This window comes from Kribbella sp. (assembly GCF_035655035.1).
Taxonomy (GTDB): domain Bacteria; phylum Actinomycetota; class Actinomycetes; order Propionibacteriales; family Kribbellaceae; genus Kribbella.
The window spans coordinates 1-17171 of record NZ_DASRVN010000066.1 but is presented as its reverse complement, the minus strand read 5'-3'; the positions used below and the strand labels follow the sequence as shown (position 1 = coordinate 17171).

The following is a 17171-nucleotide window of genomic DNA, read 5'->3' as shown; positions in this document are numbered from 1 at the left end:
CTCGACGGGCTCGCCCTGCATGCGGCGATCCAGCCGGAACGCACCACCCCCACCCGTGTCCGTCAGCTGATGCGGCAGCACGTCGAGTCATTGCTCGAGTAGCAGCTCAACCCCTTACAAACCTGGGTTTTCGACAAGAATCGCCGACGCCGGGCCAAAACCCCAGCGGCACGTGGCACCATCGCCGCATGGAGTCCGAGGGGGTGATCGTCGTCAGCGGAATCATGGCGGCGGGGAAGTCGTCGGTGTCCCAAATGCTCGCCGAGCGTTTCCAGTACGGCGTGCATCTGCGGGGGGACGTTTTCCGGCGGATGATCGTGAGTGGGCAGGCCTCGATGGCCGACGACGTGATCGCGGCCCAGCGCCAGTTGCAGCTGCGCTACCGGCTCGCCTGCCTGTCGGCGGACGAGTACGCGCGCGCCGGCTTCACCGTCGTACTGCAGGACGTCGTGATCGGTGAGCTGCTGCGCGAGTTCCTGGACGGGATCCGGTCCCGGCCGCGCTACCTGGTCGTGCTGACGCCGCGGCCGGAGGTGATCTCCAACCGGCTCGGCGGGGCGCATCACCTGGTCGACGAGCTCGACTACGAGCTGCACGCGTTCAGTCCGCGGCGCGGATTGTGGCTGGACAACTCGGACCTGTCGGTCGGCGAGACCGTCGACGCGATCCTCGGCCGCCTCGACGAGGCACGCTTCGACTCGTAGCGGCCGGAGCTACCCGAGGGTAGTTTGAGTGGATGACCGTACGGCGGACGTCCTGCAACCTGTGCGAAGCGATCTGCGGTGTGCTGGTGACGGTCGAGGACGGCCGGGTCACCGACATCCGCGGCGACGAGTCGGATCCGCTGTCCCGCGGTCACATCTGCCCGAAGGCGGTCGCGCTCCGCGATCTCCAGGACGACCCCGACCGGCTGACGACGCCGGTACGCCGGACTCCCGACGGCTGGCAGCCGATCGCCTGGGACGCGGCGTACGAGCTGATCGCCGACCGGCTGACCGGGATCCAGCGGACGTACGGGCGGAACTCCGTCGGCGTGTACCTCGGGAACCCGAACGTGCACAGCCTCGGCGCGCTCACCCACATGCCGACGATGGTCCGGCAACTGCGAACCCGGAACCGGTTCAGCGCGACGTCGATCGACCAGTTGCCGCAGATGCTGTCGTCATACCTGCTGTACGGGCACCAGTTGATGGTCCCGGTCCCGGACATCGACCGGACGTCGTACCTGCTGGTGCTCGGCGCGAATCCGCTCGCGTCGAACGGCAGCATGATGACCGCACCGGGTTTCGGAAAACGGTTGAAACAATTGCGGAAACGCGGCGGAAAGGTCGTTGTCGTCGACCCGCGCCGGACCGAAACCGCAGCGGTTTCCGACGAGCACCATTTCGTCCGTCCGGGAACGGATGCGGCATTCCTGCTCGCAGTGATCCACGAGGTGATCTCGCAGGGTTTCGCGCATCCCGCGGCGTACGTCGACGGTCTGGCGACGGTCGAGGCCGTGGTGGAGAAATGGACGCCGGAACGCGCGGCGGCGATCACCGGTATTCCGGCCGCGGTGATCCAGCGGCTGGCGACCGAGTTCGGTACGGCGGAACGGGCCGCCTGTTACGGCCGGGTCGGGGTGTCGACGCAGCAGTTCGGGGCGATCTGCCAGTGGGCGATCCAGGTGCTCAACATCATTACCGGGAACCTCGACCGGCCGGGCGGCACGATGTTCCCGCGGCCGGCGGTGAACACGCTGCTCGGGATGGGCCGCGGGCATGTCGGGGTGTGGAAGAGCCGGGTGCGCGGGCTGCCCGAGTTCGGCGGCGAGCTGCCGGTGTCGACGATGGCCGAGGAGATCCTGACGCCCGGCGACGGGCAGATCCGCGCGCTGGTGACGGTCGCCGGCAACCCGGTGCTGTCGACCCCGGACGGGCGCCGGCTGGACGTGGCGCTCGGGTCGCTGGACTTCATGGTCGCGGTGGATCCGTACATCAACGAGACCACCCGGCACGCCGACGTGATCCTGCCGCCGGCGCCACCGCTCGAGCGGGACCACTACGACATCGTTTTCCACCAGCTGGCGGTCCGGAACACGGCCCGGTGGAACGACGCCGTCCTCCCGAAGCCCGCGACCTCCCGGCACGACTGGGAGATCTTCCGCGACCTCGGGCTGGCCCTGGTACGACGTACTCCCTGGAGCCGGCGTCGCGCCGAGGCGACCGCACGGCTGCGGGTACCGCCGCGGTGGATCGTCGACGCCGGGCTGCTGATCGGGCCGTACCGGTTGTCGGTCGGGAAGCTGCGCCGCTCGCCCGGCGGCATCGACCTCGGGCCGCTGCAACCAGCACTGCCGCAAGCGTTGTACCGGTCCTCGAAGCGGATCGACCTCGCGCAGCGGATGATCCTCGACGACCTGCCGCGGCTGGACGCGCTGCAGCCGCTGTCCGCCGGTGAGCTGCTGCTGATCGGGCGCCGGCACCTGCGGAACAACAACTCCTGGATGCACAACTCCGAGCGCCTGGTGAAGGGCCGGCCGCGGCACCAGCTGCTGATGCACCCGCACGACCTCGCGGACCGCGGCCTGGCCGACGGCCAGCTGGTCACGATCACCTCCGCGGCCGGCTCGATCTCCGTGGAAGTTGCCGCAAGCAACGACATCATGCGCGGCGTGGTCAGCCTGCCGCACGGTTTCGGCCACAACCGCGAAGGCTCCCGGCTGACCGTCGCGAACCAGGTCCCCGGCCCGAGCATCAACGACATCACCGACGCGGCCCTCACCGATCCCACCGCCGGCACCGCCGCGGTCAACGGCGTACCGGTCACCGTCACCCCCGCCTGACCCACCCCCCGCCCGACCCCGCCTGAACCACCCCGCCGCCGCATCTCGCCCAGCTCCGTATGCATCTCGCCCAGGTCCGTTTGAGAGGTGAACCTCTCGAACGGACCGTTAGCCGAGGGCATGCGGGCGGTGAACGGGCAGCCCGGCGGGTTAACCACTCAAACGACCGGCGTGGGGGACGGCGGGACGCTTGGGGCGGGGCGGGCCGAGCTCTCGCGGGGGATGAGCTGGGGCGTCGAGTAGAGATGGGGCTGCGGCTGGGCTCCGGCCAGTACGTCGAACAGGCGGCGGCTGACCTCGGCGCCGTACCCGACGACGTTGTGACTGAGCGCGGTCAGCGTCGGATGGGTGATCCGGCAGAGCGTCGAGTCGTCCCACGCGACCAGCGTGACGTCGTCCGGGACACGCAGGTCGAGCGCCTGGACGACGGCCAGCCCGGCGACCGCCATCAGGTCGTTGTCGTAGACGATCGCGGTCGGATGCCCGGCCAGTACCTCGCGGGTGGCTGCGGCGCCGGCCGCCGCGGAGTAGTCGGTGTGCCGCGTGACCGCGGTCAGCGCAAGCCGGCGTACGGCGATGTCGAAGGCCTGGTCGCGGATCCACACGTCGCCGAACTCGGGCGGCCCGGCGATCCGCGCGATCGCCTTGTGGCCCAGGGATGCGACGTGCTCGAGCGCCGCGTTCATCGCGGCCGTACTGTCCGTCCAAACGCACGGCAGGCCTTCGGCGAGCGCCGGATCCCCGACCAGGACGGCCGGCAGCCCGAGCTTGCGCAGTACCGGGATCCGCGGGTCGCCGACCCGGAGGTCGACCACGATCACGCCGTCCACGCGGCGTTCGGCGGCCCACTTCCGGTACGTCGCGAGCTCCGCGCCGAGATCGGCCACCACCTGCAGGGCGAGCGCGTACGAGTGCTCCGCGAGGACCGACTCGACGCCGCCGACGAAGCCCATGAAGTACGGCTCCTCGCTGAGCGTCTGCGGCGTCCGCGCGAGCACGAGCCCGAACGTCTCGCTGCGCGCCGCCGACAGCTGCCGGGCGGCGGTGTTCGGCACCCACTCCAGCTCGGCGGCGACCCGCAGTACCCGGGCCCGCGTGGCCGCCGAGACGCCGGGCCGGTTGTTGAGGGCGTACGACACCGCCCCTTGCGAGACCCCGCACCGCCGGGCGATCTCCTTGATGGTCACACGAGACACGACACCCTCCTCACCGGGCGCCCGGACACAACCGTTCCGGACCTCCAGTGTCGCGCGCGATTCAACCCACTGTCATTATCCGACCACGCAAGGTAAGAATTTGATCAACCCTCGGCCCGGCGGACGGACTGGGGGAACTCTCAGGTGACCGCCCAGTCGTTGGGCGGAGGGTGGTGTGGACGGGGCGCGGTGGGATACGGTTTCCTTCGTTACTTAACCGGTTCGGCTTATCAGACGGCGTAAACCCCAGGGCAGCGGGTGACGCCGCCGACAAGGAGAAACCATGGTCGCAAAGGACCACCTGTCCCTCCAGCTGTACACGGTCCGGGGCAAGCTCGAGGAAGACTTCGACGGCACCCTGGCCCGGATCGCGGAGATCGGCTACACGACGGTCGAGCCCTTCGGCGTGACGGCGTTCGCCGATCGCCTCGCCGAGGCGCTGCCCAAGCACGGTCTCTCGGCCCCGACCACCCACGCCGGCCTGCTCCGCGAGGACAGCGCCCCGATCTACGCCGCGGCGAAGCGCCTCGGCATCACCACGGTCATCGACCCGCACACCGACCCGGCGCGCTGGCAGTCGGCCGACGACATCAAGGCGATCGCCGACGGGCTGAACAAGGCCGCCGCCGAGGCCGCCGACCACGGCATCACGGTCGGCTACCACAACCACCAGTTCGAGCTCGAGTCGAAGATCGGCGGTGCGCACGGGCTGGAGATCCTGGTCGACAACCTGGCCGACAACGTCATCGTCGAGGTGGACACGTACTGGGCCGCGGTCGGCGGCGCCGACGTACCGGCACTGCTGAAGAAGTTCGGCGAGCGGGTCACCGCGATCCACGTCAAGGACGGCGACGGGACGCTGAACAACAAGGCCCAGGTGGCGGTCGGCGACGGCATCATCGCGGTCCGGGACATCCTCGCCGCCGCGCCGCAGGCGCTCCGGGTCGTAGAGCTGGACGACTTCACCGGCGAGATCTTCGACGCGGTCGAGGGCTCGTACGCCTTCCTCACCGGAGAGGGTGCGCCTGCATGAGCGAGCGCAGCGAGTTCATCATCAAGCACAGCCCGATTCGTGCCTCATCGGCGCCCGGAGCGAAGCGAGGACGTCGATGAGTTGGGTCGGCGTAGGTGTGATCGGCGCCGGAGTCATCTCCGACGCCTATATCAAGAGCATGCAGAGTTTCCCGGACCTGAAGGTCGTCGCGATCGGCGACCTCCGCCCGGAGGCGGCCGAGGCGAAGGCCAAGGAGTACGGCATCGAGGCCCACGGGGGCCCCGAGGTGGTGCTGAACAACCCGGACGTCGAGATCGTGGTCAACCTGACCATCCCGGTCGCGCACGTCGAGGTCGCTCTCGCGGCCGTTGCCGCCGGCAAGCACGTGTGGAGCGAGAAGCCGTTCTCCCTGGACCAGGACAGCGGCCTCAAGCTGCTGGCCACGGCCAAGGACGCGGGCGTCCGGCTCGGTTGCGCGCCGGACACCATCCTCGGCCCGGGACTGCAGGAGTCCCGGCGGATCATCGAGCGCGGTGAGATCGGTACGCCGCTGACCGCGCTCACGCTGATGCAGTCCCCCGGCCCGGAGTCCTGGCACCCGAACCCGGCGTTCCTGTTCCAGGAGGGCGCGGGTCCGCTCTGGGACATCGGCCCGTACTACCTGACGACGCTGGTGCAGCTGTTCGGTCCGGTCGCCGCGGTGGCCGGGATCGGGTCGAAGTCTCGCGAGAAGCGGACCATCGGCTCCGGGCCGCTGGCCGGGACCGACTTCGACGTGACCGTGCCGACGCACGTCAGCGCGATCGCTCGCTTCGAGTCCGGCCAGTCCTCGCAGAGCATCTTCAGCTTCGACTCGCCGCTGCCGCGGGCCGGGTTCGTCGAGATCACCGGTTCCGACGCGACGCTCGCCGTACCGGACCCGAACGGGTTCGACGGTGCGATCAAGATCCGCCGTCGCGGCGCGGAGGACTGGGAGACGATCGCGGAGACCAAGGCGGTCGCGCAGCGCGGTACCGGCGTTCTCGAGATGGCGCGCGCCATCCGGGCCGGCCGGCCGCACCGGGCGACCGGGGCGCTGGCCTTCCACATCGTCGACGTGATGGCCTCGGTCACCGACTCGATCGACACCGGCGCGTTCGTCGACGTCCAGAGCACCGTCGAGGTCGCGCCGATCCTGCCGGACGACTGGGACGTCACGGCGGCCACCCTGTGAGTATCGTTCTGGACCCCCGGCGGACCGTTGTGTTCGCCGGGGACTCGGTGACCGACTGCGGCCGCCGTACCGACCCTTCCGGACTCGGTGACGGGTACGTCCGCAATCTGTACGACGACTTCGGCGACAACCGGCCGACGGTCGTCAACGCCGGCATCAGCGGCAACCGGGCGGTCGATCTGGCCGCCCGGTGGGCCGACGACGTGCTGGCCCACGACCCGGCGCTGGTGTCGATCCTGATCGGGATCAACGACACCTGGCGGCGGTACGACGAGAACGACCCGACGACGCCGGAATCTTTCGAGGCGGCGTACCGCTCGCTGCTCGACCCGCTGTCCTGCCCGGTGGTGCTGATGGAGCCGTTCCTGCTGCCGGTGAAGGACGGGCAGGACGCGTGGCGCGAGGACCTGGACCCGAAGCTCGAGGTGGTCCGGAAGCTGGCCGTCGAGTACGGCGCGATCCTGGTGCCGACCGACGTCGAGCTCACCAAACAGGCCGCGTCCGTCGGGCCCGCGACACTCGCGGGCGACGGCGTCCACCCGTCCCCGGCCGGACACCAGGCGCTCGCCGATCTGTGGCGCCACTACGTGCTGGACTGACGTCGACCGCTCCCCTCTTGTGATGGGGAGCGGTCCGTTTCTACTAAACCGGTTCACCTCTGGAGCCTCACTGTGACATCACTGAAGACCCTCGACCTGACCACCGACGGCGGTGCCGACTGGACCGTGCAAGCCGTCGAGGGCCCGGCCCCCGACGGCCTGATCGGCCGCGCGGTGGCCGCCACCGTGCCCGGTGAGGTGCACACCGACCTGCTCGCGGCCGGCGAGATCCCGGACCCGTTCGACGGCGACAACGAGTCGAAGCTGCACTGGATCGGCCGTACCCGCTGGAGCTACACGAGTAGATTCCACTGGGTCGCCGACGGCAACGACCGGCAGGAGCTGGTCGCCGAGGGGCTGGACACGGTCGCGACCGTCACACTGAACGGCCAGGAACTCGGCCGGACGGCGAACCAGCACCGGTCGTACCGGTTCGACGTCACCGGCGTACTGGTTGCCGGAGACAACGAGCTGGTGATCGAGTTCGACGGGCCGGTGACCGCGGCCGAGGCGGAGCGCGCGAAGGTCGGCAGCTGGCCGCACACCAACCTGCACCCGTACAACGAGCTGCGCAAGATGGCGTCGAACTTCGGCTGGGACTGGGGACCGGACGTCGCGACCGCGGGCGTCTGGCGGCCGATCCGGATCGAGTCCTGGTCCGGGGTCCGGATCTCCTCGGTCCGCCCGCTCGCAAGCGCTGACGGCGTACTGAACACGCACGTCTCGCTGGTCTGGACCGACACCGCCGCCTCGTACGCCACGGTGACCGTAGAGGTCGGCGGGACGACGCAGTCGGCGAGCGTCAAGCCCGGGTGGGACACCGTCGTCGTCACCAACACGGTCCCCGAGGTGGACCTGTGGTGGCCGCGCGGGTACGGCGAGCAGCCGCTGTACGACGTGACCGTGACGGTGAACGAGGACGACGACTGGCATGGCCGGGTCGGCTTCCGGAACATCACCCTGAACGTTGCCCCGGACAACGACGGGACCCCGTTCGTGCTGTCCGTGAACGGCAAGCCGGTCTACGTCCGTGGCGCGAACTGGATCCCGGACAGCGCTTTCGTCACCCGGCTGGACGCCTCGACGTACCGCAGCTCGATCGAGGACGCGGTGGACGCGGGCATGAACCTGCTGCGCGTCTGGGGCGGTGGGATCTACGAGAGCGAGGACTTCTACGACGTCTGCGACGAGCTCGGAATCCTGGTCTGGCAGGACTTCCTGTTCGCGTGTGCGGCGTACTCCGAGGAGGAACCGCTGTGGAGCGAGGTCGAGGCCGAGGCGCGGGAGGCCGTTACCCGGCTGAGCAAGCACGCCAGCCTCGCGGTGTGGAACGGAAACAACGAGAACATCTGGGGGTACGTCGAGTGGAGCTGGCGGGTCCCGCTGGCGGGTAAGCCGTGGGGCGCCGGGTACTACCTGGACCTGCTGCCGCGCGTGGTGGCCGAGCTCGACCCGCGGACGCCGTACTCGGCCGGTAGCCCGTACTCGTTCGACCAGTTCATCCACCCGAACGACGACCGGCACGGGACGATGCACATCTGGGACGTGTGGAACCAGGTGGACTACACGACGTATCGGAAGTACAAGCCGCGGTTCGTTTCCGAATTCGGTTTCCAGGGGCCGCCGGCCTGGTCGACGCTGACGTCGGTGGTGCACGACACCCCGCTGGATCCGTACGGTTCGCAGATGCTCGTCCACCAGAAAGCGTTTGAAGGCAACCTCAAACTGGAACGCGGCGTCGGTGACCACCTGCCGGTGTGGAAGAACATCGACGACTGGCACTGGACGACGCAGCTGAACCAGGCGCGTGCGGTTGCCTATGGCATCGAGCACTTCCGGTCGCTGTTCCCGCTCAACACCGGCGCGGTCGTGTGGCAGCTGAACGACAACTGGCCGGTCGTCTCGTGGGCCGCCGTCGACGGGCACGGGATCCGCAAGCCGTTGTGGTACGCATTGAAGCGCGTGTACGCCGATCGCCTGCTCACCGTGCAGCCTCGGGACAATGCACTAGTAGTTGCCGCACACAACGACACCGACACGGCCTGGACGACCGTGGTCACCGTCAACCGGCGCTCGACCTTGCACGACCACGTACTGACACAGGAGACCTTCACGCTCGAGGTCGCGGCCCGATCGGCGTTCGTCCACGATCTCGGGGAGTCCGTTGCCGTTGCCGGCACGCCGTCCGAGGAGTACCTCGAGGTGCGGACGGCCGACGGGGTCACGGCGTACTCCTACTTCGTCGAGGACACCGAGCTACAGCTGGCGGCCGACGCGTACACGGCCACGGTCGCGGCGACCGAGGACGGGTACGACGTCACGGTGACCGCGACCGCGCTGGCGAAGGACCTGGCGCTGTTCCCGGACCGGCTGGACGCGGCGGCGCGGGTGGACTCGTGCCTCGTGACGCTGTCCGCGGGCGAGACCCACACGTTCCACGTCACCAACGCGAGCGCCCCCGACCAGGTCGCCGTACCGGTGCTGCGCTCGGCGAACGACCTGGTGAACTGATTTACGTCGAGACCTTGACTAAAGGTGCGGCAGGACCGCTACTCGCTTCTCACAGCTCCGACTGCCGCTCTGCCGGCTTGTCAGCACTTCTACGCAGGCCCGATCCCCGACCGTCCCGTGTCCGGCGGTCACGGCAACGGAACCACGGCACCGCCGTACGACGTCACTGGCCGACTACCGGCACCTGGTGGTGTGCAGGGTGGTCTCGGTACGGACGGGAAGGTCACGTTCACGTTCGACCGGGTCCCGGGCGCGAAGGCGTACCGGGCGTTCCGGAACGGGCAGGCGCTGCAGTGGATCAGCGACTGGGGTCAACCGACACTGCAGGTCACGGACGCGAGCCCGTGCGACGGCGCGCACTACCAGGTGTACGCGATGTCTTCCGAGGACACGGCCGCGTCGTCGATCGGCCAGATCAGTACGTCGTACCGGCTGGACTCCTCGAACCACCTGACGGCGTACCGGCTGCCTGCTGGTACGACGCTGACCTACCGCGTGTCGGCGTACAACGACGTCGCCCAGACGGCTCTCGGGTACAACGCCGGCACCGGGATCTGTGCGGTGGACGCCCGGAACATCCCGTGGGGCACACGGCTGTACGTACCCGGTTACGGGCACTGCTACGCCGCTGACATCGGCAGCTGGATCAAGGACGACATCGTCGACGTGTGGTTCCCGCCCGGACCGGACGCGGACAACTGGGGCATCCAGCGGCTCACGCTCACCGTAGAGTGAGCGGGTGACCTGGGGGAAGCGTGTTGCGATCAGTGCCCTGCTAATGACACTTGTCGCGTGCAGCGACGCCAACCAGCCGACTGGCGCGCCGCCACAGACCCGTGCACCCGTTGAGCCGGTCCGTACGACCAAACCGCTACGACCGACGCTGGCACCGGTACAGGTAAAGCCAGGCACCTCCAACAACGCCCAGGCGATGCCCGTGCTCGACCATGGGCCACGCAACAAGAAGCAGATCGCGTTGACGTTCGACGCCGACCTGACAGCCCTCATGCGAAGGCGCCTGGTCTCAGGCAAAGTCAAGTCGTACTACAACGCAGCCCTGATCCAGGAGCTGCGTGCACTACACGTACCGGCCACCCTGTTCCTCACAGGCATGTGGATGGAGCAGTACCCACAGGTGACACGCGAGCTCGCCAAGGACCCACTGTTCGAACTGGGCACCCACACCTACGACCACCGCGGCTTCACCAAGCCCTGCTACACCCTTGGCACAGTCCCAGCCGACCAGATGCTCACCGACGTACGCCGAGCCATCGTGGAGCTGGACAAACTGGACCCCAACGCGACCAGATGGTTCCGCTTCCCCGGCGGCTGCTACGACACCACCGCCCTCCACGAACTGGCCCCGGCAGGCGTAACAGCCGTAGGCCTGGACGTCCCCGGCGCCGACGGCTTCGCCAAGTCCCCCCAACCAATCATCAAACAGGTCCTCGACCACGTCCAGAACGGCTCAATAGTCGTCCTCCACATGCACGGCGGCGACAACGCCCCCTACACCACCCAAGCCGTAGGCCCCATAGTCCGCGAACTCCGCTCCCGCGGCTACGAACTCGTCACCGTCACCCAACTCGTCAGTCGACGTTGACCGCGACGTACTTGACCTCGAGGTATTCGTCGATGCCGACGGTGCCGCCTTCGCGGCCGAGGCCGGATTGTTTTACGCCGCCGAAGGGGGCGGCCGGGTTGGAGACGATGCCTTGGTTGAGGCCGACCATGCCGGATTCGAGGCGTTCGGAGACTCGGAGGGCTCGGCTGAGGTCGGTGGTGAAGAGGTAGGAGACCAGGCCGTACTCGGTGTTGTTGGCCATTCGGATGGCGTCGGCCTCGGTTTCGAAGGGGGTGAGGGGGGCTACGGGGCCGAAGATTTCTTCTTTTTGGAGGCGGGCGGTTTCGGGGACGTCGGCCAGGACGGTCGGCTGGTAGAAGTAGCCGTTGCCGGCGGCAACTGCTCCGCCGGTGAGGGTCCGGGCGCCCTGGGCGATCGCGTCGGCGACCAGGTCGGCGACCTTGTCGCGTTGTTTGGCGTCGATCAGTGGGCCGACGTCGACGCCGGGCTGGGTGCCGCGGCCGACCTTCAGGGCGGACATGCGCGCGGTCAGCTTCGACGCGAACGACTCGATCACCGAGGACTGCACGTAGATCCGGTTGGCCGCCGTACAGGCCTCGCCGCCGTTGCGCATCTTGGCCAGCATCGCGCCGTCGACCGCCTTGTCCAGGTCGGCGTCCTCGAACACCAGTAGCGGCGCGTTGCCGCCGAGCTCCATGCTGGTCCGCAGCACCTGGCCGGCGGCCTGTTCGAGCAGTTTCCGGCCGACCGGGGTGGAGCCGGTGAAGGACAGTTTGCGGGCGCGGCCGCCGCGGATCAGCGGCTCCATCACACCGCCGGCGTCCTGCGTGGTGACGACGTTCAGCACGCCTGCCGGGAGACCGGCTTCAGTCATCAGTTCGGCCAGCTTGAGCATCGACAGCGGTGTCTGCGCGGCGGGCTTGATCACCATCGTGCAGCCGGCCGCGACCGCCGGGCCGATCTTGCGGGCGCCCATCGCGGCCGGGAAGTTCCACGGCGTGATCAGCAGGCACGGCCCGACCGGCTGACGCATCACGAGGAAGCGGCTCGCGCCGTTCGGGGCGATCTGGTACCCGCCGTCGATCCGGACCGCTTCCTCGGCGAACCAGCGGAAGAAGTCGGCCGCGTAGGCGATCTCGCCCTTCGACTCGGCGACCGGCTTGCCCATCTCCAGCGTCATCAGCAACGCCAGGTCGTCGGCCTGTGCGGTCATCAGCTCATAGGTACGGCGGAGGATCTCGCCACGCTCCCGCGGTGGCGTCGCGGCCCAGTCCTCCTGTGCGGCGACCGCCGCGTCCAGCGCTGCCTTACCGTCCGCCGGGCTCGCGTCGGCCACCTCGCAGAGGGTCGCGCCGGTAGCCGGGTCCTCGACGGCGAACGTCTTACCGGCCGCCACCCACTTCCCGCCGATGAACAGCTCGGTCGGACACCCTTCGACGACTTCCCGCTCTCCTGACATGGCCTGCCTTTCGACTAGTGGGCAGTACCCAGACTAGGCGGTGGCAATCAGTGGGGAGGTCTGTTGCGCGGGCGTACGGACGACCCTGGTCAGGCTGGCTGCGACAGTGCGGAGGATTGCTGACCGGATCAGTCCGTCGAAGGCCAACGGGACGAGCATCACCTCGTCTGCGGCGGTCTCGGCAACCATCGTGCCCAGCTGACCCGCCACAGTCGCACGAGACCCGACAACGTGCCCCGGGTCGTCCAGCAACCGTTCGGCCAGGCCTTGCTCGCGTCCGGTCAGCGGTGACTCCAGCAACACCTTCAGCTCGGCTGAGGTCGCCTGTGGTCCAGCCGCCGCCAACCGCGAGCTCACTCGGACGTACTCCGTGAACCGCGTCAACGCCTCCTCATCGGTGTCCGCCGCGACCACACCGACCGTGACAGCCAGGTACGGCCGCCCAGTCGGCTCGAAGTGCTCCCTGTACGCCGCCACCGTGGCAGCCGTCACCGCAGCCGCACGGTGGTGCGCTACGAAGACAGGCAGCCCCCGGACGGCAGCAGCCGCCGCAGTACCCGGGTGGTCGGCCAGTACGAAGACAGGCGGCGGTAGACCGGCAAGAGCGAGCCGTACGTCCTGCAAGAACCCACACAGCTCGTCCAGCCGCTGCGGGAACGAGTCGCGGGCCCCGGCCACGTCCGTACCGCTCGGCATGCTGCACTGCTCGGCCACTCCGAGGTCGATCCGGCTCGGGTACGCCGCAGCGAGCGCGGCGAACTGTTCGGCGACGACGAGCGGCTGGTGGTTGGTCAGTGGGAGTCCGCCGGCGCCCAGCCGGATCCGGTCGGTGCGCGCGGCCAGCACTGCCGCGATCACTGCCGGTGCTGCGCCACCGACACCTCGGACACCGTGCTGTTCGTCGAGCCAGAATCGACGGTATCCGAGGTTGTCGGCAGTCAGTGCCACCTCCGCGGTCTCCCGGAGCGCGGCCGCAGCCGACTGACCGGGCAGCTGCGGTACGACGTCCAGCACAGAGTGAGCCGAAACAGGCAGTCCAGGAGCGACAGGGGTGAGCACCCACCCACAGTGACAGCGCGGGTTCGGCTCGCACATGGGGAGTCGTCCCCCAAAGTTGAGGGCTGCTCACCGGGCTAAATATGGGTGCTGATCCCCCATGCCCCGCCCCTGCCCGCGATGACAGCCTGAGCGCGTGCTCGACTCCGCGACCACCCGGCCCACCAGGACCGACAGCTGTAAGACCTGGTGGTCGGCGGGCCTGCGGCCGCAGGAGCTGAGCTATGCACTGACACAGTCCGCACCGGCCTGGGCCGAGTACGTGGAACGCAGTACCTCCCTCCCACCGAGCGCGCCTGTCGCCGGTCGAGACCCTGCAGGGACCGGTGTCAACGGCGGCCGCACGTCAGGTGGGGCGACCGTTGCAGCGGGTGGGTCCGGCACGGACTGGCGGCAGGCGCTCATGCGTTGCCTGGAGCCGCTGCTGGACTCCGCCCGTCAGGACCTGGCCGCCGCGGGCCACCGTGGTGTCCTGGCCGAGGCGTTCCTGCAGCGGCTCGGCCTGCGGCTGGTGAAACTGGCCGCACGCACACTGGTCCTCGAGCTCGCCAGGGCCCGCGACCGTGGCGAGCTGGCCGGGGACACGTCCGCTGCCCGCTTCCTGGACTTCACCCGCCGGCTTGTCGGAGGGAGTGAGCTGGCGGAGTTCCTGGCCACGTATCCGGTACTGGCCCGGGTCCTGGGCGAGTCGTGCCGACAGGGTGTCGAGGGGCACCTCGAGCTGCTGGCACGACTCGCCGAGGACCGTGCGTCACTCGTTACCGGGCTGCTGGACGGCCGGGACCCCGGCGCGCTGACCGCGATCGAGCCGGCCGGCGATGCCCACCAGGGCGGGCGGTGTACGGCGATCCTGACGTTCGAGAACGGGCAACGGCTCGTCTACAAGCCCCGGCCGCTCGCGCTGCACCGGCACTTCAACACGTTCGTCGACTGGCTGAACGCGAGGACCGCACTAGGCATCCGCACGGTTCGTCTGCTCCCCCGCGACGGCTACGGCTGGCTGGAGTTCGTCGTACACGAGCCCTGTGCGGACCTTGCCGGTGTACGGCGGTTCTACCACCGCCAGGGCGCTCTGCTGGCGCTGCTGTACGTGCTGGACGGCACCGACATGCACTTCCAGAACCTGATCGCCGCAGGCGACCAGCCGGTGCTGGTGGATGTCGAGACGCTCTTCCACCCAACACACGTACCGGCAACCCCAGCAACCCACGACCCGGCGTACCGAGCACTGTTGGAGTCGGTGTACCGCACTGCGCTGCTGCCGCTGCTCGTGCCGGGTGAGAACGGTGTCGCCGACGTGTCCGGGCTCGGCGGTGACGACGGAGCGACGGCATGGAGGAGCGTGGTCGACTGGGAGGATGCCGGTCTGGACTCTATGCATCTGGTACGACGTCCCGACCGTACGGCGCGCGCCGCCAACCGGCCGTTGCTCGACGGAGCAGTAGTAGAGCCGCAGGAGCACGAAACAGCTGTACTCACAGGGTTCCGGACCGCGTATGAGGCGATTGCCCGGCACCGTGACGAGTTCCTGCGACCGGACGGGCTGCTGGCGCAGTGCGCAGTCGACCAGCTCCGGTTCGTGCCGCGGGCAACGACTCTGTACACAAGCCTGCTGGACGAGTCGACGCATCCGGACGTACTGCGGGATGCGGCCGGCCGGAGCCAGCTGCTGGACCTGCTCTGGGACGCGGACGAGTCGCTGTACGCGTTCGTCCCGTACGAGCTGGCCGACCTGTGGGCCGGTGACGTACCGCTGTTCACCGCGCGCCCCGACAGCCGGGACATCTGGTCCTCCGACGGCACCCGGATCGCCGACGTCCTGGCCGTCGACGGCCTGGCCGCGGTCCGGGCCAAGGTCGCGAACCTCGGCGACATCGACGAGCACCGGCAGGCGTGGCTGATCTCCGCGTCGCTCGCGACCCGGCCGGAGCCGATCACGCACGCCGGTACGGCGGTCCGGCCGCACGTAGGAACGAGCGAGGCGGACCCCGAACAGATCCTGGCGGCGGCCGCGGACATCGCCGACGAGATCGTGGCGCAGGTCGTCAGCGAACCCGGCGGCGCGGCCAACTGGCTCGGCCTCGAACTGCTCGACGACGACCATTGGTCCGTCCGTCAGATGGGTGCCGGCCTGCCCAACGGCTACACCGGTACGGCGCTGTTCCTCGCCCAGATCGGCGTACTGACCGGCGCGCAGATGTACTGCGACCTGGCCCGCGACGCGATCCGGCCGATCCCCCGACTGCTCGAGGCCCTGGCCGAGGACCCGGAGTCCGCGAACCTCGTCGGGCCCGGATTCCACGGGCTCGGCGGCATCAGCTACGGCCTGCACCGTCTGTCCGGACTCCTTGCAGACACTGATCTCACCACCTGGCTCGAGTCGTCCCTGGAACTCAGCGAACGACTCGTGCCGGACCTCACAGACTTCCCGTCGTACGCCGAAGGCGCGGCGGGCGGGCTGGCCGCGATGCAAGCAGTACAAGGCTTTCCGGCCGCCGGCCGGCTGGCCGAGCGTTACGCCGACCACCTGGTCGCCACAGTAGAGAGCGGCCTCCATGGCCGAGTAGCAGCGGACCATGGCTTCGCTCGTGGCTACCAGGGGATCGCGTGGGCGCTCGGCCAGTACGGCGTACCCGGCGACCGGTACGTCGATGCTGCGCGCGTGGCAACCGATCTGGACCGCCGGAACGGTCCAGCCGGCCACGGGTGGTGCCGGGGAGATGCCGGCACCACCCTGGCCAGGGCCTCCGCCGGCGTCCCCGCGGACCTCGACGCCTATCTGAGGGCCGCAACCGAACGTCCGGTGCTCGCCGACCTGAGTCTGTGCCACGGCGAGCTCGGCGCGGTGGAGTCACTGCTGTGGCTCGCCGAACGTGAGTATCCGGCCACAGAGGCGGCACGACGACGTCGTGCCGGGCTGGTGCTCGCGGCAGTACAGCAGTACGGACCGCAGTGCGGAACACCAAGCAACGTACCGTCTCCAGGCCTGCTGACCGGTCTGGCAGGGATCGGGTACGGGCTGCTCCGTCTTGCGTTCCCCGAGCGGGTTCCGTCCGTGCTGCTGCTCCAACCAACCGCCGGGTCACGGTCCGGCACAGCACCGGGACCCACTGTGTGACAAGGGGTTACAGCATGACCGCCCAGCACCACGATGTTCAGCACGAAACTCCGGCAAACGAGCAGCACACGACGCCGGACCACACCGATCCGCTGCCGACGTTGCGCAAGGTCGGCTCATGGGCGATGGCCCTGGCCGGCGTCGTCGGCATCAGCAGCATGGCGGTTGCCGTCATGACTCCCAGCTGCCTGCCCTGGGTGTGCGGCGGCTGAGCCACCAGCGGACACCAGCGAACGTTTGACCGAGGGCCGGCGGGGGCCGGCCCTCGGTCGAGCTGTCTGCGGCGAAAGCAATTCCTCGTTAAGGTTGGCAATCATGCAGACCCGTTCGCCTACGGTGGTCGGCAGGGACCGCGAGATCGAGAGCCTTCACCGCCTGCTGGCCGAAGCCCGCGGCGGTCACGGTGGTGCGATCTTCCTCGTGGGCGAGCCCGGAATCGGGAAGAGCCGGCTGGCCGCCACGGCCACCACCCAGTCTCTCGACACCGGTATGGCGATGCTGCGCGGCCGGGTCGGTGCGATCGGCACGATGGTTGCCTTCCGCCCGTTCACCGAGGCGCTGCTGTCGTTGATCCGGCGCGGCGAGATGCCCACCACAGAAGGGCTCGGGCCGTACC

15 protein-coding genes are annotated in these 17171 nt (G+C 69.0%); 12 read left to right on the top strand and 3 right to left on the bottom strand.

From position 1 onward, the window contains the following. The 3 genes from VFF46_RS40575 to VFF46_RS04065 all read left to right on the top strand — a co-directional run. Positions 1–102: TetR family transcriptional regulator C-terminal domain-containing protein (locus VFF46_RS40575; protein WP_414673032.1), on the top strand; the 102-nt coding region annotated here is incomplete at its 5' end. 86 nt (positions 103–188) lie between these two features. Further along, the gene (locus tag VFF46_RS04070) at positions 189–704 is read left to right on the top strand and encodes an AAA family ATPase (RefSeq protein WP_325035649.1); all 516 of its coding nucleotides are present in this window, start codon (positions 189–191) and stop codon (positions 702–704) included. A gap of 32 nt (positions 705–736) precedes the next feature. Beyond that, the gene (locus VFF46_RS04065) at positions 737–2824 is read left to right on the top strand and encodes a molybdopterin-dependent oxidoreductase (protein ID WP_325035648.1); all 2088 of its coding nucleotides are present in this window, start codon (positions 737–739) and stop codon (positions 2822–2824) included. A gap of 158 nt (positions 2825–2982) precedes the next feature. Here the strand turns inward: VFF46_RS04065 and VFF46_RS04060 are convergent, their stop codons facing one another. After that, on the bottom strand, positions 2983–4020 hold the full coding sequence (locus tag VFF46_RS04060) for a LacI family DNA-binding transcriptional regulator (protein ID WP_325035647.1): 1038 nt from the start codon (positions 4018–4020) through the stop codon (positions 2983–2985). 283 nt (positions 4021–4303) lie between these two features. On the opposite strand from VFF46_RS04060, the gene VFF46_RS04055 reads away from it, so the two are divergent. From VFF46_RS04055 to VFF46_RS04030, 6 genes are all read left to right on the top strand, one after another. Next, positions 4304–5053 carry a sugar phosphate isomerase/epimerase gene (locus tag VFF46_RS04055; RefSeq protein WP_325035646.1) on the top strand — a complete coding sequence of 250 codons (750 nt, stop codon included), beginning with the start codon at positions 4304–4306 and terminating at the stop codon, positions 5051–5053. Between the two features lie 76 nt (positions 5054–5129). Beyond that, positions 5130–6227, top strand: a complete 1098-nt coding sequence (locus tag VFF46_RS04050; RefSeq protein ID WP_325035645.1) for a Gfo/Idh/MocA family oxidoreductase — start codon at positions 5130–5132, stop codon at positions 6225–6227. Beyond that, positions 6224–6826: an SGNH/GDSL hydrolase family protein gene (locus VFF46_RS04045; protein WP_325035644.1), complete on the top strand. Its 603-nt coding sequence runs from the start codon at positions 6224–6226 to the stop codon at positions 6824–6826. Before VFF46_RS04050 ends, VFF46_RS04045 begins: the two co-directional genes overlap by 4 nt. Before the next feature lie 72 nt (positions 6827–6898). Then, entirely contained in the window at positions 6899–9337 is a 2439-nt protein-coding gene (locus VFF46_RS04040) for a glycoside hydrolase family 2 protein (protein ID WP_325035643.1), read from the top strand. A gap of 192 nt (positions 9338–9529) precedes the next feature. Next, positions 9530–10072, top strand: a complete 543-nt coding sequence (locus VFF46_RS04035) for a 3D domain-containing protein (RefSeq protein ID WP_325035642.1) — start codon at positions 9530–9532, stop codon at positions 10070–10072. 196 nt (positions 10073–10268) lie between these two features. After that, on the top strand, positions 10269–10940 hold the full coding sequence (locus tag VFF46_RS04030; RefSeq protein WP_325035641.1) for a polysaccharide deacetylase family protein: 672 nt from the start codon (positions 10269–10271) through the stop codon (positions 10938–10940). On the opposite strand, the gene VFF46_RS04025 is transcribed toward VFF46_RS04030, so the two are convergent. Continuing rightward, entirely contained in the window at positions 10927–12381 is a 1455-nt protein-coding gene (locus VFF46_RS04025) for an NAD-dependent succinate-semialdehyde dehydrogenase (protein WP_325035640.1), read from the bottom strand. The genes VFF46_RS04030 and VFF46_RS04025 overlap by 14 nt on opposite strands. Before the next feature lie 33 nt (positions 12382–12414). Continuing rightward, positions 12415–13395 (bottom strand): MsnO8 family LLM class oxidoreductase, encoded by a 981-nt coding sequence (locus VFF46_RS04020; RefSeq protein ID WP_325035639.1) that lies wholly within the window; start codon positions 13393–13395, stop codon positions 12415–12417. 178 nt (positions 13396–13573) lie between these two features. Between VFF46_RS04020 and VFF46_RS04015 the strand changes: the two genes are divergently transcribed. From VFF46_RS04015 to VFF46_RS04005, 3 genes are all read left to right on the top strand, one after another. Continuing rightward, positions 13574–16555: a type 2 lanthipeptide synthetase LanM family protein gene (locus VFF46_RS04015; protein ID WP_325035638.1), complete on the top strand. Its 2982-nt coding sequence runs from the start codon at positions 13574–13576 to the stop codon at positions 16553–16555. Positions 16556–16569: 14 nt separating this feature from the next. Beyond that, entirely contained in the window at positions 16570–16767 is a 198-nt protein-coding gene (locus tag VFF46_RS04010) for a hypothetical protein (protein WP_325035637.1), read from the top strand. Between the two features lie 103 nt (positions 16768–16870). Next, positions 16871–17171: ATP-binding protein (locus tag VFF46_RS04005; protein WP_325035636.1), on the top strand; the 301-nt coding region annotated here is incomplete at its 3' end.

Coding starts and splice junctions, on each gene's coding strand:
- VFF46_RS04055 (WP_325035646.1), top strand. CDS start 4,304: ATGGTCGCAAAGGACCACCTGTCCCTCCAGCTGTACACGGTCCGGGGC.
- VFF46_RS04025 (WP_325035640.1), bottom strand. CDS start 12,381: ATGTCAGGAGAGCGGGAAGTCGTCGAAGGGTGTCCGACCGAGCTGTTC.
- VFF46_RS04050 (WP_325035645.1), top strand. CDS start 5,130: ATGAGTTGGGTCGGCGTAGGTGTGATCGGCGCCGGAGTCATCTCCGAC.
- VFF46_RS04010 (WP_325035637.1), top strand. CDS start 16,570: ATGACCGCCCAGCACCACGATGTTCAGCACGAAACTCCGGCAAACGAG.
- VFF46_RS04070 (WP_325035649.1), top strand. CDS start 189: ATGGAGTCCGAGGGGGTGATCGTCGTCAGCGGAATCATGGCGGCGGGG.
- VFF46_RS04065 (WP_325035648.1), top strand. CDS start 737: ATGACCGTACGGCGGACGTCCTGCAACCTGTGCGAAGCGATCTGCGGT.
- VFF46_RS04030 (WP_325035641.1), top strand. CDS start 10,269: ATGCCCGTGCTCGACCATGGGCCACGCAACAAGAAGCAGATCGCGTTG.